Source organism: Cupriavidus sp. H18C1, assembly GCF_049311595.1.
In the GTDB taxonomy this organism is placed as follows: domain Bacteria; phylum Pseudomonadota; class Gammaproteobacteria; order Burkholderiales; family Burkholderiaceae; genus Cupriavidus; species Cupriavidus cauae.
In genome coordinates this window covers 1792366-1812577 of the sequence record NZ_CP186008.1, presented here as the reverse complement: position 1 = coordinate 1812577, position 20212 = coordinate 1792366, and the positions used below count along the sequence as shown (strand labels likewise).

Here is a 20212-nt window from a genome sequence, read left to right as displayed (position 1 = left end):
CGCTGCGGCATCGCTACGCTGCCGGTGACGGCGCCGCCACTATGGCCGAAGCCATCGCGGTCCCGGTCGTGGCGCGGGCCCAGACATTCATGCTGCCTGTTCAGACCTCCAAACTTGCCGCCGCGTTCACCGATGCGGTACGCGCGCTGGCGCCGGCCGATGCCGTGCTGCCCGCTGTCGCCTTCGAACGGCCCAAGGTGGCCGCCCACGGCGATCTCGCCTGCAATCTGGCGATGCAGGTGGCCCGCACGCTCAAGCGCAATCCGCGCGAGCTGGCGCAGCAGATCGTCGACGCCGTGAAGGCCGATGCGCGTACCGCCTCGCTGGTGGCGAGCCTGGAGATCGCCGGTCCCGGCTTCATCAACCTGCGGTTGACGCCGGCGGCCAAGGCCGAGACGCTGCGCGCGGTGCTGGAGCAGGGCAATGGCTATGGCGCCCAGCAGCAGGGCGCGCGCGGCCAGGTGCTGGTCGAGTTCGTCTCCGCCAACCCGACCGGCCCGCTGCACGTGGGCCATGGCCGCCAGGCCGCGCTGGGCGACGCGCTCGCCAACCTGCTGTCGTGGCAGGGCTACGCGGTCCATCGCGAGTTCTACTACAACGACGCCGGCGTGCAGATCCAGAACCTGGCGATCTCGGTGCAGGCGCGCGCGCGCGGCCTGAAGCCGGGCGAGGCAGGCTGGCCCGAGGCCGCCTACAACGGCGACTACATCGCCGACATCGCCGCCGACTTCCTCGCCCGCAAGACCGTGCGCGCCTCCGACGGCGAGCCGGTGACCGCCTCGGGCGACGTCGAGGATCTCGATTCGATCCGCAAGTTCGCCGTCACCTACCTGCGCAACGAGCAGGACATCGACCTGCAGGCGTTCGGCGTCAAGTTCGACCGCTACTACCTCGAGTCGTCGCTGTACACCGACGGCAAGGTCGAGGAAGCCGTGCAGACGCTGATCGCCAAGGGCAAGACCTACGAGAGCGAAGGCGCGCTGTGGCTGCGCACCACCGACGACGGCGACGACAAGGACCGGGTGATGCGCAAGGGCGATGGCAGCTACACCTACTTCGTGCCGGACGTCGCCTACCACACCACCAAGTGGGAGCGCGGCTTCCACAAGGTCATCAACGTGCAGGGCAGCGACCACCACGGCACCATCGCGCGGGTGCGCGCCGGCCTGCAGGGGCTCGAGATCGGCATCCCGGCCGGCTATCCCGACTACGTGCTGCACAAGATGGTCACCGTGATGAAGAACGGCGAGGAGGTCAAGATCTCCAAGCGCGCCGGTTCCTATGTCACGGTGCGCGACCTGATCGAATGGAGCAATGGCGGCGACGAGACCATCCGCGCCTGCCTGGAAGCGGGCGTGGCCGACTGGCCGGCGCATTTCACGCGCGGCCGCGACGCGGTGCGGTTCTTCCTGCTGTCGCGCAAGGCCGATACCGAGTTCGTGTTCGACGTCGATCTGGCGCTCAAGCAGAACGACGAGAACCCGGTGTACTACGTCCAGTACGCGCACGCCCGCATCTGCTCGATCTTCGAGACGTGGGGCGGCGAGCTGTGGCAGCAGCGCCTGGCCGAGCTGGCCGGCGCCGACCTGGAACCGGTGACCGGCGCCGCGGCGAGCCCGCAGGCACTGGCGCTGGGGCAGCGGCTGGCCGAATTCCCCGAGATGCTGGCCCAGGCCGCCAACGAACTTGCGCCGCATGCGGTCGCCTTCTACCTGCGCGATCTGGCCGGCGACTTCCACGCCTTCTACAACGCCGACCGCGTGCTGGTCGACGACGAGCCGGTCAAGCTGGCGCGGCTCGCGCTGCTGGCGGCCACCCGCCAGGTGCTGCGCAACGGCCTCGCGGTGATCGGCGTGTCCGCGCCGCAGCGCATGTAAGGCGGCAGGGCGGCCTGCGACGCCCCGCCGTCAGTGGGGCCGCCAAGGCCAGGCCGCCCGGTCGCCCGATCGCCGTACGGGGCACTGGGCACTGGCTCTATAATCTTCCGGCAATATCCAAGAGGACTCCATGCAACAGCAACGCAAGCGTGCCCCGCGCAAGGCCAGCCGCGCCCAGCAGCGCGGGGGTACGTTTCTCGGCCTGGTGCTCGGCCTGATCATCGGCCTGGCCATCGCGGTGGTGGTGGCGCTGTATATCACCAAGGCGCCGACGCCGTTCCAGCGCAAGGGCACGCCCAAGCCGGCCGAGTCCGGCAACGTGGTCGGTACCCTGCCGTCGCCGGTGCAGGAGCCGCCGTCGGACCCGAACAAGCCGCTGTGGAGCAAGACGCCGCCCAAGCCGGTCGGCCCGCCGGCGGAGCCGGCGCATCGGGAGCCCACCGCGCCGACCGCTCCGGCCGCGCCCGCCACCAGGCCGGCGCCGGCGCCTGAGGAAGCGGCCAAGCCCGCGCCCAAGACCACCGAGAAGCCGGCGGAAAAGGCAGCCGAGCGTCCGGTCGCCGACCCGATCGCCGAGATCGCTCAGGCCGACGCCAACAAGGTCGGCTATCTGCTGCAGGTCGGCGCCTTCCGTTCGCAGGACGACGCCAACCGGCAGAAGGCCAACCTGGCGATGCAAGGTTTCGAGGCCAAGGTCACCGATCGCGACGTCAACGGCGTCAAGCTGTACCGCGTGCGGCTCGGCCCGTACAACAAGATCGAGGACATGAACCGCGCGCGCGACCGCCTGCAATCGGCCGGTTTCGAGGCCTCGGTGATCCGCTTCACCAAGCAGTAAGCCAGGAGGCGGCGGCGCCGGAGCGGGCTGAACCCGCGCGGCGCATCGCTGTCATACGCAGACCGTTTCACTTTTCTCTCGCGCCATGAAGAAAATCGCCGCCTTGTTCGCCACGCTCGCCGCCGCCGCGGGACTGATGATGGCATCGCCCGCCCAGGCCGCGCCTGCCGAAGGCAAGGAATACCAGGTCCTGAAGGCGGCCCAGCCCGTCACCGCGGGCAAGATCGAAATCACCGAGTTCTTCTGGTACGGCTGCCCGCATTGCTACGACTTCGAGCCCGAACTTGAAGGCTGGGTCAAGAAGCAGGGCAAGGACGTGGTGTTCAAGCGCGTGCCGGTGGCCTTCCGCGACGACCTGCTGCCGCACACGCGCATCTACTACGCGCTCGAATCGATGGGCAAGCTCGACGCCATGCACAACAAGGTCTTCAGCGCGATCCACGCCGAGCGCAAGCGCCTGCTGGACCCGAACGAGATCGCCGACCTGATGGCCAAGAACGGCATCGATCGCAAGGCCTTCCTGGAGGCGTACAACTCGTTCTCGGTGTCGACCAACACCACGCGCGCTAACAAGATCGCCGACGCCTACAAGATCGACGGCGTGCCGACCATCGTGATCCAGGGCAAGTACGTGACCTCGCCGTCCATCGCGGGCAGCAAGGGCGCCGCGCTGCAGACGATGGACTACCTGGTGACCCAGGTCCGCGACAAGAAGCTGTGATGACACCGCGCGCCGCCGTCGCCGCCAAAGCACGGCCGGCGCGCGGCTGAGCGGCGCGCTTCCTTCCGCTTCGTCCCTCCGCTTCGTCTTTCTCCTTCCTCCGCCGCCCGATGCGACCCGTCAAAGTCTTTCTCACCGGCGCATCGAGCGGAATCGGCCAGGCCCTGGCGCGCGAATATGCGCGGCAGGGCGCGATTCTCGGCCTGGTCGGCCGCCGCGACGATGCACTGCGCGCGTTCGTCGCCACCCTGCCCAATCCCAATGCCGCCCGCTTCTATGCGGCCGACGTGCGCGATGCCGACGCGATGCTCGGCGCCGCGCAGGATTTCCTCGACCATTTCGGCTGTCCCGATGTCGTGATCGCCAATGCCGGCGTGTCGGTCGGCACGGTGGCGAGCGAACGCGAGGATCTGGAAGCGTTCCGCGCGGTGATGGACACCAACTGGTTCGGCGTGCTGACCACCTTCCAGCCGTTCCTGGCGCCGATGCAGGCCCGGGACGTGGGGCCGCGCGAGTGGCGCGGCACGCTGGTCGGCATTGCCAGCGTCGCCGGCGTGCGCGGACTGCCCGGCGCGGGCGCGTACAGCGCGTCGAAGTCGGCGGTGATCAAGCTGCTGGAGAGCCTGCGGCTGGAGCAGCGGCCGCACCGCATCCGCGTGGTCACCATCGCGCCCGGCTATATCCGCACGCCGATGACCGCGCGCAATCCGTATCCGATGCCCTTCCTGATGGACGCCGACGCGCTTCGCGCGCAAGGCGGTGCGGGCGATCGCCGCCGGCCGGCGCTTTGCCGTGGTGCCGTGGCAGATGGGGGGTGGTGGCCTCGGTGCTGCACGTGCTGCCGCGCTGGCTCTACGACGCGCTGTTCACGCGCGCGCCACGCAAGCCGCGCCAGCCGGAACGGCCCGAACGTCCGGACGGCCCGGCGGACCCGGCCGGCGACGGCAGCGGGAGCGCGTGATGTGGCAGGACGCGCTGGGCCAGCCGCACCCGCGCGCCGCCGCCGATGCGCGCATCGCCTCGCTGGTGCCATCGGTCACCGAACTGCTGTTTGCGCTGGGACTCGGCGACCGGCTTGTCGCGCGCACCGGCTTCTGCATCCATCCCGAACCGCAGGTACGCGCGGTCGCCAAGGTCGGCGGCACCAAGGACGTCCAGCTGGACAAGCTGCGCGCGCTGGCGCCGACCCACGTGGTGGTCAATATCGACGAGAACCGGCGCGAGACCGTGGACGCAATCCGCGGCTTCGTGCCGAACGTGATCGTGACCCATCCGTGCGCCCCGCGCGACAACTTCGAGCTGTACCGGCTGCTGGGCGGCATCTTCGCTCGCGAAGCCGAAGCCGAGAGGCTATGCGCGCGGCTGGAGCAGGCGGTGGTGCGCGTCGAAGCGCGCGCGTGGCCGACGCGCAGGGTGCTGTACGCGATCTGGCAGGACCCGTGGATGACGGTGTCGCGCGACACCTATATCAGCCGCATGCTGGCGCTGATCGGCTGGCAGACCTGGCCCGATGCCCAGGATGCGGGCGCCGCGCTGCAGGCCTGCGTCGACGGCGATTGCGCGCGGCCCAATGCGCCGGGGCAGCGCTATCCGAGCTTTCGCTGGAGCGAGGCGCTGGCGCGCGAGCTCGACCTGGTGCTGCTGTCGACCGAACCCTATCGCTTCACCGAGGACCACGCCGACGCGCTGGAGCGCCAGCTCGGCCTGCCGGTGCTGCTGGTCGATGGGGAGATGGTGTCGTGGTACGGCAGCCGCGCGATCGACGGCATCGCGTATCTGGAGACGCTGGCGCGGCAGGCTTGACGCCAGCTGCCTGTCGTCCCCGCCGGCGCGGGGCCTGCCTTGTTGACGTCGCCATCAGCACGTCCATGGGTCCCCCACCTGCACGGGACGGCGACCGGGATCAGCGCTCGAACCCGTAGGCCCGCTCGACCTTGCAGACGCGCAGCTGGAAGCCTTGATACCAGCGCTCGCGCCCCAGGCGCTGCGCGACCCGGTGCTCGGCATGCGCCTGCCAGGCGGCGATGTCCTCCAGCGAACGCCAGTACGACACCGTGATGCCGGGCGCGCCCGGCGTGCTGCCGTCGCGCACCGACTCGACGCCGAGAAAGCCGGGCATGGTCGCGGCCAGCTCCACCATCCGCTGCGCCATCGCGCCGTATTCGGCTTCATGGTTGTCCCCGCCGGCCTCCGCGCCGGTGCGCGTGGACGTGAAGATCACCGCGTAATAGGGCGGCGGCGGGGTCTGGGCGAAGGCGCTGTCGGGGGGCGCCGTGGGTGGGGCTGTCGGTGGCGGACATGGGCGGCGATTCAGGCGCGATTCAGGCGCGATTCAGGACGCGATTCACGGCGCGAGTCAGGCCCAATTCAGGCGGGAATTCAGGCGCGACTCAGGCGGCGAGACAGGTGGCAATTCAGGCGGCAATTCAGGCGTTGGCCCGGAACCGGATGATGCCATCGTCGTCCGTGGCGCGCCGCAGTTCGCCGGCATGCCACAGCACGTGCAGGTGGGCCAGCGCCTCGCCCATCGCGAAGGTCATCTGATGGATGTCGAACTGGCGGCGGAAGATCACGTCGACAATATCGCGCGCGCTGCACGGCTTCTCGGCGCAGGCGGCGCGGGTCTCGGCCAGGCGCTCGACATGGTGCTCGCGCAGCTGTCCGATGCGCGTCTGCAGATTGCGGAACGGCCGGCCGTGCGAGGGCAGCACCAGCGTGTCCTCGGGCAGGTCCTCGTAGCGGTCGAGCGAGCGCAGATACAGCGCCAGCGGGTTCGCCTCGGGCTCCATGTCGAACACGCTGACATTGGTCGAGATCCGCGGCAGCACCATGTCGCCGGAGATCAGCACCTTCAGCTCGGCGTTGTAGAGCGCGACGTGCTCCGGCGCGTGGCCGTAGCCGGTGATCACGCGCCAGCTGGCCGCCGCCGGATCGGCGCCCATCGTCACCGTATCGCCGTCCATCAGCCGGCGGTATTGCGTCGGCAGATCGGGCACCAGCGTCGCGTAGTAGCTCTTGCGGGCGCGCAGCTTTTCCAGGCTGTCGGGGTCGGCCAGGCCATGGCGGGCGAAGTGGCTGGCCGCGAAGTCGCCGCCGGCGTTCGAGCCGACGCCGTTGCCGCCCCCCATCACCCGCGCGCTCATATAGTCGCCCAGGCTCATCCACAGCCGCGCGTCCCAGCGCTGGCACAGCCAGTGCGCGAGCCCTACGTGGTCGGGATGGCAATGGGTGACCAGCACGCGCAGCACCGGCAGGCCTTCCAGCTCGTTGGCGAACACGGTTTCCCAGTGCGCCTTGATGGTGTCGTTGGTGATGCCGCAGTCGATCACGGTCCAGCCGTCGCGCCCGTCCACACGGTCGCGCACCAGCCATAGATTGATATGGTCGAGCGCGAACGGCAGCGGCATGCGCAGCCAGTAGACGCCGGGGGCCACCTGCTGGCGCGCGCCGGGCTCGGGCATGGTCTCGCCGAACGGGTATTGGAGCTGGTGTTCGAGTGCGTTCATCGGGGAGTCTCTCGGTTGCGAAGCCCTGCGGTGGGCTTTCTCGTCGTGGATCCGGATGCCGGACGCGATTCCGGGCGCCATGAGGCACGCAATGCGCGGAACGGCGTCGGGGCGGTTGCCAGGCGCGCTGCTTGACGCTAACGTAAACGTCAATTCGGACGGCCTGTTGCCATCTTAAGCGAAAACGCCCACGCGTATCGAACGTTCGTTCTCTTTTACAGGCGCCCATGCCCAGCTCCGCCACCTCTACCGCGATGCCCGCCAACCCGCCGGCGGGCACCACCTACACCATCACCGAACTGGCGCGCGAGTTCGACATCACGCCCCGGGCGATCCGCTTCTACGAGGACCAGGGCCTGCTGTCGCCGGACCGGGTCGGCGCCGGGGGCAGGCAGCGGCTCTACAGCGGCCGCGAGCGCACGCGCCTGAAGTTGACGCTGCGCGGCAAGCGGCTTGGCCTGACGCTGAATGAAATCCGCGAGATCCTCGACCTATACGAATCGCCGCGCGACACCGTGCCCCAACTGGAGCGCTTCCTGGCCTCGCTGGCGCAGCACCGGCAGGCGCTGGAGCGGCAGATGGAAGACCTGGAGGCCCAGCTGGCCGAGATCGACGCGCACGAACGCCAGTGCCGCGCCTTGCTGGCGGCGGCCGAGCCGGGTCGGGAACGCACGGCCGGCGCCTGAATGTGGCCGCTGCCACGCTAGCGAGCCGCTTCGCGACAAATTTGATTGACGTTTACGTAAACGTAAATAAAATAAGCCGACAGCCCACCGCAGCGCGCGGTGCCGGCGCCGACAGGAAGCTGCCATGCCGAATTCCGCCACGGATGTTGTGACGTACGCCACCGCAGGGGCTGCGGAGGCCGCCGAGGCCGCAGACGCCCTCGACATGAAGGCCGATGTCCCGGCCCGCACGGCCGCCGACCTGCCGCCAGGCCGCGCCGAGGAAATTGCAGCAAGCTTCGCCCGCCAGGGCCTGATGAAGACGTTCGGCGCCTCGCTGGTCCGTGTCGAGCGCGGCGAAGTCGAGCTGGCGATGCCGTGGTCCGAGGGCGTCACCCAGCAGCACGGCTTCTTCCATGGCGGCGTCGTCGGCGCGCTGGCCGACAGCGCCTGCGGCTATGCCGCGCTGTCGATGGTCGGCGAGGGCGAGGCGGGCCTGACCGCCGAGTACAAGATCAATCTGCTGTCGCCGGCGAAGGGCGAGCGGCTGATCGCCGTGGGCCGCGTGCTCAAGCCCGGCCGCACGCTGATCGTCGCCCAGGGCGACGTGTTCACCGAAACCGGCGGCACCCGCAAGGCGGTGGCGACGATGCTGATGACGCTGTGCGTGGTGCGCACGCTCGACCACGTCTGAGCACGCCCGTTCGCGCCACCCCCCGCCGCCCGCCACCCATTTCGTATCGAATCCGGATTCCAACAGGAGACAAACCATGACCGCGACCCTGCCAGGCCTGAAGTTCGACCTGGGTGAAGACATCGAGATGCTGCGCGAGTCCGTGCAGTCCTGGGCCCAGGCCGAGTTGGCGCCGCGCGCGGCCGAGATCGACCGCACCGACCAGTTCCCGATGGACTGCTGGAAGAAGATGGGCGACCTCGGCGTGCTGGGCATCACCGTCGCCGAGGAGTACGGCGGCGCCAACATGGGCTATCTGGCCCACATGATCGCGATGGAGGAGATCAGCCGCGCCTCCGCCTCGGTCGGCCTGTCGTACGGCGCGCATTCGAACCTGTGCGTCAACCAGATCCACCGCAACGGCACGCCGGCGCAGAAGGCGAAGTACCTGCCCAGGCTGGTGTCCGGCGAGTGGATCGGCGCGCTGGCGATGAGCGAGCCCAATGCCGGTTCCGACGTGGTCAGCATGAAGCTGCGCGCCGATCGCAAGGGCGACCGCTACGTGCTGAACGGCACCAAGATGTGGATTACGAACGGTCCGGACTGCGACGTGCTGGTGGTCTACGCCAAGACCGAACCCGATCTCGGCGCGCGCGGCATGACCGCCTTCATCGTCGAGAAGGGCATGAAGGGCTTCTCGGTGGCGCAGAAGCTGGACAAGCTCGGCATGCGCGGCTCGCATACCGGCGAGCTGGTGTTCCAGGACGTCGAAGTGCCGGCCGAGAACATCCTCGGCGCCGAGAACGGCGGCGCCAAGGTGCTGATGAGCGGCCTGGACTACGAGCGCGCGGTGCTGTCCGGCGGCCCGGTCGGCATCATGCAGGCCTGCATGGACGTGGTCACGCCGTACATCCACGACCGCAAGCAGTTCGGCCAGAGCATCGGCGAATTCCAGCTGATCCAGGGCAAGATCGCCGACATGTACACCACGCTGCAGGCGGCGCGCAGCTATCTGTATACCGTCGGCAAGAACCTGGACGCGCTCGGCAGCGAGCACGTGCGCCAGGTGCGCAAGGACTGCGCGGCGGTGATTCTCTATACGGCCGAGAAAGCGACCTGGATGGCCGGCGAATCGGTGCAGATCCTGGGCGGCAACGGCTATATCAACGAATATCCGACCGGCCGCCTGTGGCGCGACGCCAAGCTGTACGAGATCGGCGCGGGCACTTCGGAGATCCGCCGCATGCTGATCGGCCGCGAACTGTTCTCCGAAACGATGTAATCGCGAGGAAGACCGGAAAGCGCCGTGCACGGTGCGCCGCTCCACGGCGGGCGGCGCCACCGATGGCTCGCGCGAAGCGCTTACAATCACCCCTGACATCCGGCCTTGCCGCGGCGAGCGCCGATGCACAGGTTTCCAGCCGACACACCAGCCGATATTTCAGCCGATATCTCCGCCGATGTTTCAGCCGGATTAACCTTCCGAACCTCACCCGCGCCCAGGTAGTCCGTCCCAGCCATGTCCCACTTCCCGAAACTGCTGTCGTCGCAGATCGCCTACGATGTGGCGCGCACCATGCTGGACGGGTTCGACAAGCACTACCGGCTGTTTCGCGAGGTCAGCATCGAGGCCAAGGTCCGCTTCGAGGCCGGCGATTGGGCCGGGCTGCAGCAGCTGCAGCGCGACCGCATCGCGTTCTACAACGAGCGCGTGCGCGAAACCACGGTGATCCTCGAGGACGAGTACGACGCCGAGCAGATCGAGGACGAGATCTGGCAGCAGATCAAGCTGCATTACATCGGGCTGCTGACCAACCACCACCAGCCCGAGCTGGCCGAGACCTTCTTCAATTCGGTCTTTACCCGCATCCTGCATCGCTCGTACTTCAACAACGATTTCATCTTCGTGCGCCCGGCGATCTCGACCGAATACATCGAGAACGAGGAGTCGCCGACCAAGCCGACCTTCCGTGCCTACTATCCCGGCAGCCGCGAGGGCATGGCCGACTGCTTCGAACGGATCGTGCACAACTTCCAGCTCGAGCGGCCGTACGAGGACCTGAAGCGCGATATCGGCTATGTGGTGCGCGCGGTCACCGAGCACCTGGGCGACTTCCGCATCGCGCCCAATTTCCAGATCCACGTGCTGTCGTCGCTGTTCTTCCGCAACAAATCGGCCTTCATCATCGGCCGCGTGCTGAATGGCGACCGCACCTATCCGCTGGCGATCCCGATCGTGCACGGGCCGTCGGGCAAGCTGGCGCTCGACACGGTGCTGCTGCGCAAGGAACAGCTGCTGATCCTGTTCTCGTTCACGCATTCCTATTTCATGGTCGACATGGAGATTCCGTCGGCCTACGTGACCTTCCTGCGCGACATCATGCCGCGCAAGCCGCGCGCCGAGATCTATACCTCGCTGGGTTTGCAGAAGCAGGGCAAGAACCTGTTCTACCGCGATTTCCTGCACCACCTGCAGCATTCGTCGGACAAGTTCATCATCGCCCCCGGCATCCGCGGGCTGGTGATGCTGGTGTTCACGCTGCCGTCCTATCCCTATGTGTTCAAGGTGATCAAGGACTTCTATCCGGCGCCGAAGGAAACCACGCGCGAGCTGATCAAGTCCAAGTACCAGCTGGTCAAGCAGCACGATCGCGTCGGCCGCATGGCGGACACGCTGGAATATTCGGATGTCGCCTTTCCGCTGTCGCGCTTCGACGATGCGCTGGTGCGCGAGCTGCACGAGCATGCGCCGTCGATGATCGAATACCAGCGCGCCAAGGACGGCACCGAGGAAATCGTGGTGCGCCATCTCTATATCGAACGCCGCATGACGCCGCTGAACATCTACCTGCAGGAAGGCACCGACGAGCAGGTCGAGCACGGCATCATCGAATACGGCAATGCGATCAAGGAGCTGATGGCCGCCAATATTTTCCCGGGCGACATGCTGTACAAGAACTTCGGCGTCACGCGCCATGGCCGCGTGGTGTTCTACGACTACGACGAGATCGAATATCTGACCGACTGCAATATCCGCCACGTACCGACTCCGCGCAACGAGGAAGAGGAGATGTCGGGCGAGGTCTGGTACAGCGTCGGCCGCCACGACATCTTTCCCGAAACCTTCCGCACCTTCCTGCTGGGGGACCCGCGCGTGCGCGCGGCCTTCCTGCGGCACCATGCGGACTTTTTCGATCCTGCCCTGTGGCAGGGACACAAGGACCGGCTGCTGGCCGGACATGTTCATGACTTCTACGCTTACCATGCCTCGGAACGCTTCATCCATCGATACGGCCCAACGGAAACCGGCGACGAGCCGGCAAGGAGGGCGGCATGACTGACGCCATCGCCCAGCTGTTTCGCAACAACCGCGAATGGGTCGACCGCGTCAACGCGGAGGATCCGAATTTCTTCACCAGCCTGGCCAACCAGCAGGCGCCCGAGTACCTGTGGATCGGCTGCTCGGATTCGCGCGTGCCCGCCAACCAGATCCTGGGGCTGGCGCCGGGCGAGGTCTTCGTCCACCGCAATATCGCCAATGTGATCGCGCACAGCGACCTGAACGCGCTGTCGGTGATCCAGTTCGCGGTCGAGGTGCTGAAGGTGCGCCATATCACCGTGGTCGGCCACTACGGCTGCGGCGGCGTCAAGGTTGCGCTCAAGCGCGAGCGCGTGGGTCTGGTCGACAACTGGCTGCGCCACGTGCGCGACGTGGCCGACAAGCACGACGCTTACCTCGGCACCATCGTGCGCGAGGACGATGCGCACAGCCGCCTGTGCGAGCTCAACGTGATCGAGCAGGTCAACAACGTCTGCCAGACCACGGTGATCCAGGACGCCTGGGCGCGCGGCCAGCAGGTCACGGTGCACGGCTGGATCTACGGCGTGTCCGACGGCCTGCTGCGCGACCTGGGCATGGCGGCCAGCAGCAACGAGGAACTGCGCACGCAATTGCAGGCGGCCTACCGGCAGTACGGGGATCCGCCGCATATTCCGGTGCGGTGACAAGCCGCTCCCTGCCCGGCCCCGCAGGCCAGGCAGGGAGCCAATCGAACGACAGCACGGCAGCACGGCAAAGACATCAAGGAGACCACCATGCAAGACCCGATCGTGATCGTATCCGCGGCCCGCACGCCGATGGCCGCATTCCAGGGCGAGTTCGCCACCGTCACGGCGCCGCAGCTCGGCGCCGTCGCCATCCGCGCGGCGATCGAGCGCGCCGGCATCCAGCCGGAGCAGGTCGAGGAAGTGGTGTTCGGCTGCGTGCTGCCCGCCGGCCAGGGCCAGGCGCCGGCGCGCCAGGCCGCGTTGGGCGCGGGCCTGCCGCTGTCCGTCGCCTGTACCACCGTCAACAAGATGTGCGGCTCGGGCATGCGCGCCGCGATGACGGTGTACGACAGCCTGGTGGCGGGCTCGTACGAGATCGCGGTGGCCGGCGGCATGGAGAGCATGACCAATGCCCCGTACCTGATTCCGAAGGGGCGCGGCGGCTATCGCATCGGTCACGGCATGATCTATGACCACATGATGCTCGACGGCCTGGAGGACGCCTACGAGAAGGGCCGCGCGATGGGCACCTTCGGCGAGGACTGCGCCGCCAAGTACGGCTTCACCCGCGAGGCGCAGGACGCCTTCGCGATGGAGAGCGTGCGGCGCGCGCAGCAGGCCACCGAACGCGGCGACTTCCGCTGGGAGATCGCGCCGGTCACGGTCGCGGCCAAGGGCGGCGAGGTGGTGATCGACACCGACGAAGGCCCGCGCCGCATCAAGGTCGACAAGATCCCGTCGCTCAAGCCCGCCTTCGCCAAGGACGGCACCATCACCGCGGCCTCGTCGTCGTCGATCAACGACGGCGCCGCCGCGCTGGTGATGATGCGCGAATCGACCGCGAAGGCGCTGGGCCTGCAGCCGCTGGCGCGCATGCTGGGCCATACCAGCCATGCGCAGGCGCCGAGCTGGTTCACCACCGCGCCGGTCGAGGCCATCGCCAAGCTGTATCGCAAGCTCGACTGGAACAGCGACAGCGTCGACCTGTTCGAGATCAACGAGGCCTTCGCCGTGGTGCCGATGGCGGCGATGCACGAACTGAAGATTCCGCGCGACAAGGTCAATATCCACGGCGGCGCCTGCGCGCTGGGCCATCCGATCGGCGCCTCGGGCGCGCGCATCATGACCACGCTGATCGGCGCGCTGCGCAAGACCGGCGGCAAGCGCGGCGTGGCCAGCCTGTGCATCGGCGGCGGCGAGGCCACGGCGGTCGGCATCGAGCTGGTCTGAGTGCCGTCGCCCCGAACGCACGCTGAACCCTGGATCCCGAACCCCGACCCCCGACCCGACAGGAGGCTAGCTTGGCAACCGCACTGATACTCGGCGCCTCGCGCGGCATCGGACTGGAATTTGTCCGCCAGTACCGCGCCGACGGCTGGCGCGTGATCGCCACGGCCCGCAGCGACGAAGGGCTGGCCGCACTGAAATCGCTGGGCGCGGAGGCGCACCGCGTCGACCTGACCGAGGCCGATCAGGTCGCGGGCCTGGGCTGGACGCTCGACGGCGAATCGCTCGACGTGGCGGTCTACAACGCCGGCGTGATCGGCCCGCGCACCGAGGGCGCGCAGCCGGTGTCCGTCGAGGAGTTCGACGACGTGATGCACGCCAATGTGCTGGGGCCGATGATGGCGCTGCCGCTGGTGCTGCCCTTCGTCGAGACCGGCCGCGGCGGCAAGGGCGGCGTGCTGGCGGTGCTGTCCTCGCGCATGGGCAGCATCGGCGCGATGGAGAGCAATCGCAGCTGGCTGTATCGCGTCAGCAAGGCGGCGGTCAACGCGGCGCTCAAGTCGGTGTCGCTCGACGCGCGCCACGCGGTCTGCCTGGCGCTGCATCCGGGCTGGGTCCGTACCGACATGGGCGGCGCCGGCGCCGACCTGACGCCGCAGCAGAGCGTGTCCGGCCTGCGCCGCGTGCTGGCCGGCGCCACCGCGCAGGACAACGGTGGTTTCCGCAATTACGACGGCAGCGTGCTGCCCTGGTGAGGTCCCGATGCTGCTCAGTCCCGAACAGGAAATGATCCGCGACGCGGTGCGGCAGTTCGCGCAGGAGGTCATCGCGCCGCAGGCCGCCGCGTGGGATCGCGACAAGACGTTCCCGAAGGAGGTCCACCGCGAGCTCGCGGCAATGGGCACCTATGGCGTGGCGGTGCCCGAGGCCTACGGCGGCGCGGGCCTCGACTACCTGTCGCTGGCGCTGATCCTGGAGGAGATCGCCGCTGGCGACGGCGGCACCTCGACCGTGATCAGCGTCAACAACTGCCCCGTCTGCAGCATGCTGATGGCATTCGCGGACGAGGCGCAGAAGCAGCGGTGGCTGGTGCCGCTGGCCAGGGGCGAGATGCTCGGCGCGTTCTGCCTGACCGAGCCGCATGTCGGCTCGGACGCCGCGGCGCTGCGCACCACCGCGACGCGCGACGGCGATCACTACGTGCTCAACGGCGTCAAGCAGTTCATCACCAGCGGCAAGCACGCCGATGTCGCGATCGTGATGGCGGTCACCGACAAGGCCGCCGGCAAGCGCGGCATCAGCGCCTTCCTGGTGCCGACCGATACGCCGGGCTATGTCGTCGCGCGGCTGGAGGACAAGCTCGGCCAGCATTCGTCGGACACCGCGCAGATCGTGTTCGAGGATTGCCGCGTGCCGGCCGCCAACCTGCTGGGCGAGGAGGGCGCGGGCTACAAGATGGCGCTGTCCGGCCTGGAGGGCGGGCGCATCGGCATCGCCGCGCAGAGCGTCGGCATGGCGCGCGCGGCCTTCGAGGCGGCGCTGGCCTACTCGAAGGAACGCGAGAGCTTCGGCCAGCCGCTGTTCGCGCATCAGGCGGTGCAGTTCCGCCTGGCCGAGATGGCCACGCGCATCGAGGTCGCGCGCCAGATGATCTGGCATGCCGCCGCGCTGAAGGACGCCGGCCGGCCCTGCCTGAAGGAGGCCGCGATGGCCAAGCTCAATGCCAGCGAGATGGCCGAGACGGTCTGCTCGGACGCGATCCAGGTGTTCGGCGGCTATGGCTATGTCAGCGACTTCCCGGTCGAGCGCATCTACCGCGACGTGCGGGTCTGCCAGATCTACGAGGGCACCAGCGACATCCAGAAGATGCTGATCGCGCGGGCGCTGGCGTGAGAGGCGCGCGCAGGGCCGTACCGAAGTCCCCGCCGTACGCGTCGCAGTTTCCGGTTGCCGCTTCATTCGCCCACTTGGTTCGCCCACTTGGTTCGCCACTTGGTTCGCCGCTTCGATCGCCGCACTTTCGCCCAGGACCCGACATGACCGCTGCCCCCATCGACTTCTATTTCGATTTCTCCTCGCCCTACGGCTACTTCGCCAGCACGCGCATCGACGACCTCGCGCGCCAGTACGGCCGCAGCGTCGCCTGGCATCCGATCCTGCTGGGCGTGGTGTTCAAGACCACCGGCATGGCGCCGCTGCCGCAGATCCCGCTCAAGGGCGACTACAGCTGGCGCGATTTCGAACGCACCGCGCGCCACCACGGCATCGCCTACCGCCGGCCGTCGAACTTCCCGCTGCCGACCACGCAGGCCGCGCGCGCGATGCTGTGGCTGCAGAACCATCATGCCGCCGACGTGGCGGTGCGCTTCGCCAAGGCGGTGTACCACGCCTACTTCGTCGACGACGTCAACATCGCCGAACCGGCCGAGCTGGTGAAGATCGCCGCGGCGCTGGACCTCGACGCCAACGCGATGGACGCCGGCGCCAGCAGCCAGCCGATCAAGGACCAGCTGAAGGCCGAGATGGAAGTGGCGATGGCCAAGGGCGTGTTCGGCTCGCCCTTCGTCATCGTCGATGGCGAACCCTACTGGGGCTTCGACCGCTTCGACCAGATCGAGGCCCTGCTCAAGAGCGGCACGCCCACCGAGTTGCGGGCCGTGCCGTCCCCGGATCTCAAGGAAAAGAAACCCGCATGACCCTCAGTGCTTCTCCCTCCCGCGACCGCGCCGGCGGTGCCGCCCAGCCGTCCCGCCGCTTCGACTGCGTGATCTTCGATTGCGACGGCGTGCTGGTCGACAGCGAGCCGATCGTCAATCGCGTGCTGAACCAGATGCTGAACGAACTGGGCATCGCGATCTCGCTGGAGGACTCGACCGCGCTGTTCCTCGGCCGCGCCGTGCGCGAGGAGCTCGACACCATCGAGCGGATGCGCGGCGCGCCGCTGCCGGAGAACTGGCTGTCGCACTGGCTGGCCCGGCGCAATGCAGTGCTGGAGGCCGAGGTCGAGGCCGTGCCGCACGTGCGCGACGCCATCGCCGCGATCGCCGCGACCGGCATGCCGCTGTGCGTGGCCTCCGGCGCCGACCGCGTCAAGGTCAAGCTGCAACTGCAGCGCACCGGCCTGCTGGCGCTGTTCCAGCACGACGCCGACGGCCAGCAGCGCGAGCACGTGTTCTCCGCCACCGAGGTCGAGCGCAGCAAGCCCGCGCCCGACGTCTATCTGCTGGCGGCGCGCACGATGGGTGTGGAGCCGTCGCGCTGCGCGGTGGTGGAGGACAGCCCGGCCGGCATCACCGCCGGCGTGGCGGCCGGCATGACGGTGTTCGGCTATGCCGCGCGCAACGACGCCGCGATGCTGCGCGAGGCCGGCGCCCAGACCATCTTCACCGATATGCGGCAATTGCCGGAGCTGGTGGCATGAAGCGGGCGGCAGCGCCTTCGCGCGAAGGCGCCTGCCCTTGCGGCGGGGCCAGCTACGCCAGCTGCTGCGGGCGCTTCCATCGCGGCGAGGCGCTGCCGGACACCGCCGAGCAGTTGATGCGCTCGCGCTACAGCGCCTACGTGCTGAACGACGCGCAGTGGCTGCGCCAGAGCTGGCATCCGTCGACCTGCCCGGCGACGCTGGAGCAGGACCTTGCCCAGGACGCCGGTGGCCCGCGCACGCAGTGGCTGGGCCTGACCATCGTCGCGCATGCACCGCAGGACGACACCCACGCAGAGGTCGAATTCGTCGCGCGCTACAAGGTCGGCGGGCGCGCGGCGCGGCTGCACGAGCGCAGCCGCTTCGTGCGCGAGCCGCGCGCCGGCGGCGAAGCGCCGCGCTGGCTGTACGTCGATGGGGACATTCGCGGGGAAGCGCGATGAACAACGCCCACGCCGCACGCTGAATTTTCGCACCGCGAACGCATTCATCGCATCGCATCCATCGCAACGCATCACAAGATCAGGAAGAGACAGACACGATGCCCACGCTCGAATCCAAACTCAATGCCCGTTCCGAGGCCTTCAAGGCCAATGCCGAGGCGATGCAGGCCCTGGTCGCCGACCTGAAGGCGAAGATCGCCCAGGTCGCGCAGGGCGGTGGCGAAGACGCGCGCAACAAGCATCTGTCGCGCGGCAAGATGCTGCCGCGCGAACGCGTGCAGCAGCTGCTCGATCCGGGCACGCCGTTCCTGGAGCTGTCGCAGCTGGCGGCCTACGACATGTACGACAATGCCGCGCCCGGCGCCGGCATCATCACCGGCATCGGCCGCGTGGCCGGGCAGGAATGCGTGATCGTGTGCAACGACGCCACGGTCAAGGGCGGCACCTACTACCCGATGACCGTCAAGAAGCATCTGCGCGCGCAGGAGATCGCCGAGCAGAACCATCTGCCCTGCATCTACCTGGTCGATTCGGGCGGCGCCAACCTGCCGAACCAGGACGATGTATTCCCCGACCGCGATCACTTCGGCCGCATCTTCTACAACCAGGCCAATCTGTCGAAGATGGGCATCCCGCAGATCGCCGTGGTGATGGGCTCGTGCACCGCCGGCGGCGCCTACGTGCCGGCGATGAGTGACGAGTCGATCATCGTCAAGAACCAGGGCACGATCTTTCTGGGCGGCCCGCCGCTGGTCAAGGCGGCCACCGGCGAGGAGGTCAGCGCCGAGGACCTGGGCGGCGCCGACGTGCACACGCGGCTGTCGGGCGTGGCCGACTACTTCGCGCAGAACGATGCGCATGCGCTGGGCCTGGCGCGCAATATCGTGCAGCACCTGAACCGCCGCAAGCCGGACCAGATCCGGCTGCACGCGCCGGTCGAGCCGCGCTATCCGGTCGAGGAACTGTACGGCGTGATCCCGACCGATACGCGCAAGCCCTACGACGTGCGCGAGGTGATCGCCCGCATCGTCGACGACTCGGACTTCGACGAGTTCAAGGCGCGCTACGGCACCACGCTGGTGTGCGGCTTCGCGCGGATCTGGGGCTACCCGGTCGGCATCGTCGCCAACAACGGCATCCTGTTCTCGGAGTCGGCGCTCAAGGGCGCGCACTTCATCGAGCTGTGCTGCCAGCGCAAGATTCCGCTGGTGTTCCTGCAGAACATCACCGGCTTCATGGTGGGCCGCAAGTACGAGAACGAGGGCATCGCCCGCAACGGCGCCAAGATGGTGACCGCGGTGGCGACCGCGCAGGTGCCGAAGTTCACGGTGATCATCGGCGGCTCGTTCGGCGCCGGCAATTACGGCATGTGCGGGCGCGCCTATTCGCCGCGCTTCCTGTGGATGTGGCCGAACGCGCGGATCTCGGTGATGGGCGGCGAGCAGGCCGCCAGCGTGCTGGCCACGGTGCGGCGCGACGGCATCGAGGGCCGAGGCGGCAGCTGGAGCGCCGACGAGGAGGAGGCCTTCAAGCGGCCGATCCGCGAGCAGTACGAACACCAGGGCCATCCGTATTACGCCAGCGCGCGGCTGTGGGACGACGGCGTGATCGATCCCGCGCAGACCCGTACGGTGCTGGGCCTGGGCCTGTCGGCCAGCCTCAACGCCCCGATCGACGAGATGAAGTTCGGCGTCTTCCGGATGTAAGCGATGCTGCGTCGTTGCCGCGCGCCCGGCGCCCATGATGCCCGCGATGTCGCCCGCGATGTTCCCCGCGATGTTCCCCGCGATGTTCCCCCGCGATGTTCCGCGCATCGTGCCGTTCGCCCGGCTGGCGCTGTGCCTGCTGGCATGGGCCGCGCTGCCGGCCGGCGCCGCGCCGCTCGAGGAGACCTGGTCGGTGCCGGTGACGGTTACCGATGCGCACGGGCGACAGGTCTCGCAGCGCATCGTCGTCACCGCGTTCCGCGAGCCCGGCCACCAGCGCTATCCGCTGCTGGTGCTGAACCACGGTCGCGCGCCCGATCCCTATGCGCGCGCCCGGCTGGGCCGGGTGCGGCTGGCCGAGCAGGCCGCGTATTTCGCCTCGCTCGGCTTCCAGGTGCTGGTGCCGACGCGGATCGGCTATGGCGCCAGCGGTGGCGACGATATCGAGAACACCGGCAGCTGCACGCGCAAGAACTATCGCCCCGGCTTCGAGGTGGCCGCGCAGCAGGTGCTGCAGGTGATCGAGATGGCGCGCTCGCGGCCGGAGATCGACGTGTCGCGGGTCGTGCTGGTCGGCCAGTCGTTCGGCGGCGCGGCGGTGATCGCGCTGGCGGCGAAGAACCCGCCGGGTGTCCGGCTGGTGCTGAACTTCGCCGGCGGCGGCGGCGGCGATCCGCGCCTGCATCCGGGCGAGCCCTGCGCGCCCGACCAGCAGGCGGCGCTGTTCGCCGAATACGGCCGCAGCGCGCGCGTGCCGACGCACTGGATCTACACGACCAACGACCGCTACATGGGACCGTATCCGGCGCAATGGTTCGAGGCCTTCCGCGGTGCCGGCGGCGTCGGCAAGTACCACGCGCTGCCGGCCTTCGGGCAGGACGGCCACCAGCTGTTCGCGCGGGGCCTGACGCGCTGGAAGCCGCTGGCCGAGAAGGCGCTGCGCGATGCGGGCTTCGAGCCGCGGCCCTTGAACCGGCCCGCGGCCGCGAGCGCGGCCCGACCGAATGACATCCGGCCGAACGGCGTCCGACCGATCGAAGGGCGGCCGATCGACGGTCGACCGAACGACGCCCGCAGATAGCCGGAAA

General features: G+C 68.5%; 19 protein-coding genes and 1 pseudogene. 18 read left to right on the top strand and 2 right to left on the bottom strand.

The window, feature by feature from the left end; translation table 11 throughout:
• Positions 1 to 89: 89 nt before the first annotated feature.
• The 5 genes and pseudogenes from argS (at position 90) to OJJOAM_RS08425 (ending at position 5239) form a co-directional block, all read left to right on the top strand.
• On the top strand, positions 90 to 1877 hold the full coding sequence (gene argS / locus OJJOAM_RS08445; protein WP_422647686.1) for an arginine--tRNA ligase: 1788 nt from the start codon (positions 90 to 92) through the stop codon (positions 1875 to 1877).
• Positions 1878 to 2007: 130 nt separating this feature from the next.
• Positions 2008 to 2715: an SPOR domain-containing protein gene (locus OJJOAM_RS08440; protein WP_422647685.1), complete on the top strand. Its 708-nt coding sequence runs from the start codon at positions 2008 to 2010 to the stop codon at positions 2713 to 2715.
• Positions 2716 to 2800: 85 nt separating this feature from the next.
• A complete protein-coding gene (locus OJJOAM_RS08435; RefSeq protein WP_149317305.1) occupies positions 2801 to 3436 on the top strand; it encodes a thiol:disulfide interchange protein DsbA/DsbL in 636 nt (211 codons plus the stop codon).
• Between the two features lie 110 nt (positions 3437 to 3546).
• Positions 3547 to 4397, top strand: a pseudogene (locus OJJOAM_RS08430) (SDR family oxidoreductase).
• Positions 4397 to 5239 carry a helical backbone metal receptor gene (locus tag OJJOAM_RS08425; protein ID WP_422647684.1) on the top strand — a complete coding sequence of 281 codons (843 nt, stop codon included), beginning with the start codon at positions 4397 to 4399 and terminating at the stop codon, positions 5237 to 5239. The pseudogene OJJOAM_RS08430 and the gene OJJOAM_RS08425 overlap by 1 nt, the downstream one beginning before the upstream one ends.
• Before the next feature lie 100 nt (positions 5240 to 5339).
• Here the strand turns inward: OJJOAM_RS08425 and OJJOAM_RS08420 are convergent, their stop codons facing one another.
• Entirely contained in the window at positions 5340 to 5657 is a 318-nt protein-coding gene (locus OJJOAM_RS08420) for an antibiotic biosynthesis monooxygenase family protein (protein ID WP_422647683.1), read from the bottom strand.
• Between the two features lie 205 nt (positions 5658 to 5862).
• Positions 5863 to 6942: an MBL fold metallo-hydrolase gene (locus OJJOAM_RS08415; protein WP_422647682.1), complete on the bottom strand. Its 1080-nt coding sequence runs from the start codon at positions 6940 to 6942 to the stop codon at positions 5863 to 5865.
• 254 nt (positions 6943 to 7196) lie between these two features.
• Between OJJOAM_RS08415 and OJJOAM_RS08410 the strand changes: the two genes are divergently transcribed.
• The 13 genes from OJJOAM_RS08410 to OJJOAM_RS08350 all read left to right on the top strand — a co-directional run bounded on the left by OJJOAM_RS08410 (position 7197) and on the right by OJJOAM_RS08350 (position 20205).
• Positions 7197 to 7628, top strand: coding sequence for a MerR family transcriptional regulator (locus tag OJJOAM_RS08410; RefSeq protein WP_422647681.1), 432 nt, complete (start codon positions 7197 to 7199; stop codon positions 7626 to 7628).
• A gap of 205 nt (positions 7629 to 7833) precedes the next feature.
• Positions 7834 to 8301: a PaaI family thioesterase gene (locus OJJOAM_RS08405; protein WP_422649535.1), complete on the top strand. Its 468-nt coding sequence runs from the start codon at positions 7834 to 7836 to the stop codon at positions 8299 to 8301.
• Between the two features lie 76 nt (positions 8302 to 8377).
• Positions 8378 to 9562, top strand: a complete 1185-nt coding sequence (locus OJJOAM_RS08400; RefSeq protein WP_422647680.1) for an isovaleryl-CoA dehydrogenase — start codon at positions 8378 to 8380, stop codon at positions 9560 to 9562.
• Between the two features lie 237 nt (positions 9563 to 9799).
• Positions 9800 to 11617, top strand: a complete 1818-nt coding sequence (aceK, locus tag OJJOAM_RS08395) for a bifunctional isocitrate dehydrogenase kinase/phosphatase (RefSeq protein WP_422647679.1) — start codon at positions 9800 to 9802, stop codon at positions 11615 to 11617.
• Complete coding sequence (gene can / locus OJJOAM_RS08390; RefSeq protein WP_006578377.1) at positions 11614 to 12285, top strand: carbonate dehydratase; 672 nt, start codon at positions 11614 to 11616, stop codon at positions 12283 to 12285. Before aceK ends, can begins: the two co-directional genes overlap by 4 nt.
• Positions 12286 to 12375: 90 nt before the next feature.
• On the top strand, positions 12376 to 13557 hold the full coding sequence (locus tag OJJOAM_RS08385) for an acetyl-CoA C-acetyltransferase (protein WP_422647678.1): 1182 nt from the start codon (positions 12376 to 12378) through the stop codon (positions 13555 to 13557).
• A gap of 71 nt (positions 13558 to 13628) precedes the next feature.
• Positions 13629 to 14309, top strand: coding sequence for an SDR family oxidoreductase (locus OJJOAM_RS08380; RefSeq protein ID WP_422647677.1), 681 nt, complete (start codon positions 13629 to 13631; stop codon positions 14307 to 14309).
• A gap of 7 nt (positions 14310 to 14316) precedes the next feature.
• The gene (locus tag OJJOAM_RS08375; protein ID WP_422647676.1) at positions 14317 to 15447 is read left to right on the top strand and encodes an acyl-CoA dehydrogenase family protein; all 1131 of its coding nucleotides are present in this window, start codon (positions 14317 to 14319) and stop codon (positions 15445 to 15447) included.
• Between the two features lie 143 nt (positions 15448 to 15590).
• Positions 15591 to 16250, top strand: coding sequence for a 2-hydroxychromene-2-carboxylate isomerase (locus OJJOAM_RS08370; protein WP_422647675.1), 660 nt, complete (start codon positions 15591 to 15593; stop codon positions 16248 to 16250).
• Positions 16247 to 16975, top strand: coding sequence for an HAD family hydrolase (locus tag OJJOAM_RS08365; RefSeq protein WP_422647674.1), 729 nt, complete (start codon positions 16247 to 16249; stop codon positions 16973 to 16975). Before OJJOAM_RS08370 ends, OJJOAM_RS08365 begins: the two co-directional genes overlap by 4 nt.
• Positions 16972 to 17418, top strand: coding sequence for a YchJ family metal-binding protein (locus tag OJJOAM_RS08360; RefSeq protein ID WP_422647673.1), 447 nt, complete (start codon positions 16972 to 16974; stop codon positions 17416 to 17418). Before OJJOAM_RS08365 ends, OJJOAM_RS08360 begins: the two co-directional genes overlap by 4 nt.
• Positions 17419 to 17516: 98 nt before the next feature.
• On the top strand, positions 17517 to 19124 hold the full coding sequence (locus tag OJJOAM_RS08355) for a carboxyl transferase domain-containing protein (protein ID WP_422647672.1): 1608 nt from the start codon (positions 17517 to 17519) through the stop codon (positions 19122 to 19124).
• A gap of 37 nt (positions 19125 to 19161) precedes the next feature.
• Positions 19162 to 20205: an alpha/beta hydrolase gene (locus OJJOAM_RS08350; RefSeq protein ID WP_422647671.1), complete on the top strand. Its 1044-nt coding sequence runs from the start codon at positions 19162 to 19164 to the stop codon at positions 20203 to 20205.
• Positions 20206 to 20212 lie beyond the last annotated feature (7 nt).

What these genes read in the sequence shown, in the direction of transcription:
- OJJOAM_RS08440 (WP_422647685.1), top strand. Translation starts at nt 2,008, where the DNA reads ATGCAACAGCAACGCAAGCGTGCCCCGCGCAAGGCCAGCCGCGCCCAG.
- OJJOAM_RS08410 (WP_422647681.1), top strand. Translation starts at nt 7,197, where the DNA reads ATGCCCGCCAACCCGCCGGCGGGCACCACCTACACCATCACCGAACTG.
- OJJOAM_RS08365 (WP_422647674.1), top strand. Translation starts at nt 16,247, where the DNA reads ATGACCCTCAGTGCTTCTCCCTCCCGCGACCGCGCCGGCGGTGCCGCC.
- OJJOAM_RS08425 (WP_422647684.1), top strand. Translation starts at nt 4,397, where the DNA reads ATGTGGCAGGACGCGCTGGGCCAGCCGCACCCGCGCGCCGCCGCCGAT.
- OJJOAM_RS08360 (WP_422647673.1), top strand. Translation starts at nt 16,972, where the DNA reads ATGAAGCGGGCGGCAGCGCCTTCGCGCGAAGGCGCCTGCCCTTGCGGC.
- can (WP_006578377.1), top strand. Translation starts at nt 11,614, where the DNA reads ATGACTGACGCCATCGCCCAGCTGTTTCGCAACAACCGCGAATGGGTC.
- argS (WP_422647686.1), top strand. Translation starts at nt 90, where the DNA reads ATGCTGCCTGTTCAGACCTCCAAACTTGCCGCCGCGTTCACCGATGCG.
- OJJOAM_RS08355 (WP_422647672.1), top strand. Translation starts at nt 17,517, where the DNA reads ATGCCCACGCTCGAATCCAAACTCAATGCCCGTTCCGAGGCCTTCAAG.
- OJJOAM_RS08370 (WP_422647675.1), top strand. Translation starts at nt 15,591, where the DNA reads ATGACCGCTGCCCCCATCGACTTCTATTTCGATTTCTCCTCGCCCTAC.
- OJJOAM_RS08385 (WP_422647678.1), top strand. Translation starts at nt 12,376, where the DNA reads ATGCAAGACCCGATCGTGATCGTATCCGCGGCCCGCACGCCGATGGCC.
- OJJOAM_RS08375 (WP_422647676.1), top strand. Translation starts at nt 14,317, where the DNA reads ATGCTGCTCAGTCCCGAACAGGAAATGATCCGCGACGCGGTGCGGCAG.
- OJJOAM_RS08400 (WP_422647680.1), top strand. Translation starts at nt 8,378, where the DNA reads ATGACCGCGACCCTGCCAGGCCTGAAGTTCGACCTGGGTGAAGACATC.
- OJJOAM_RS08405 (WP_422649535.1), top strand. Translation starts at nt 7,834, where the DNA reads ATGAAGGCCGATGTCCCGGCCCGCACGGCCGCCGACCTGCCGCCAGGC.
- OJJOAM_RS08415 (WP_422647682.1), bottom strand. Translation starts at nt 6,942, where the DNA reads ATGAACGCACTCGAACACCAGCTCCAATACCCGTTCGGCGAGACCATG.
- OJJOAM_RS08435 (WP_149317305.1), top strand. Translation starts at nt 2,801, where the DNA reads ATGAAGAAAATCGCCGCCTTGTTCGCCACGCTCGCCGCCGCCGCGGGA.
- aceK (WP_422647679.1), top strand. Translation starts at nt 9,800, where the DNA reads ATGTCCCACTTCCCGAAACTGCTGTCGTCGCAGATCGCCTACGATGTG.
- OJJOAM_RS08350 (WP_422647671.1), top strand. Translation starts at nt 19,162, where the DNA reads ATGCCCGCGATGTCGCCCGCGATGTTCCCCGCGATGTTCCCCGCGATG.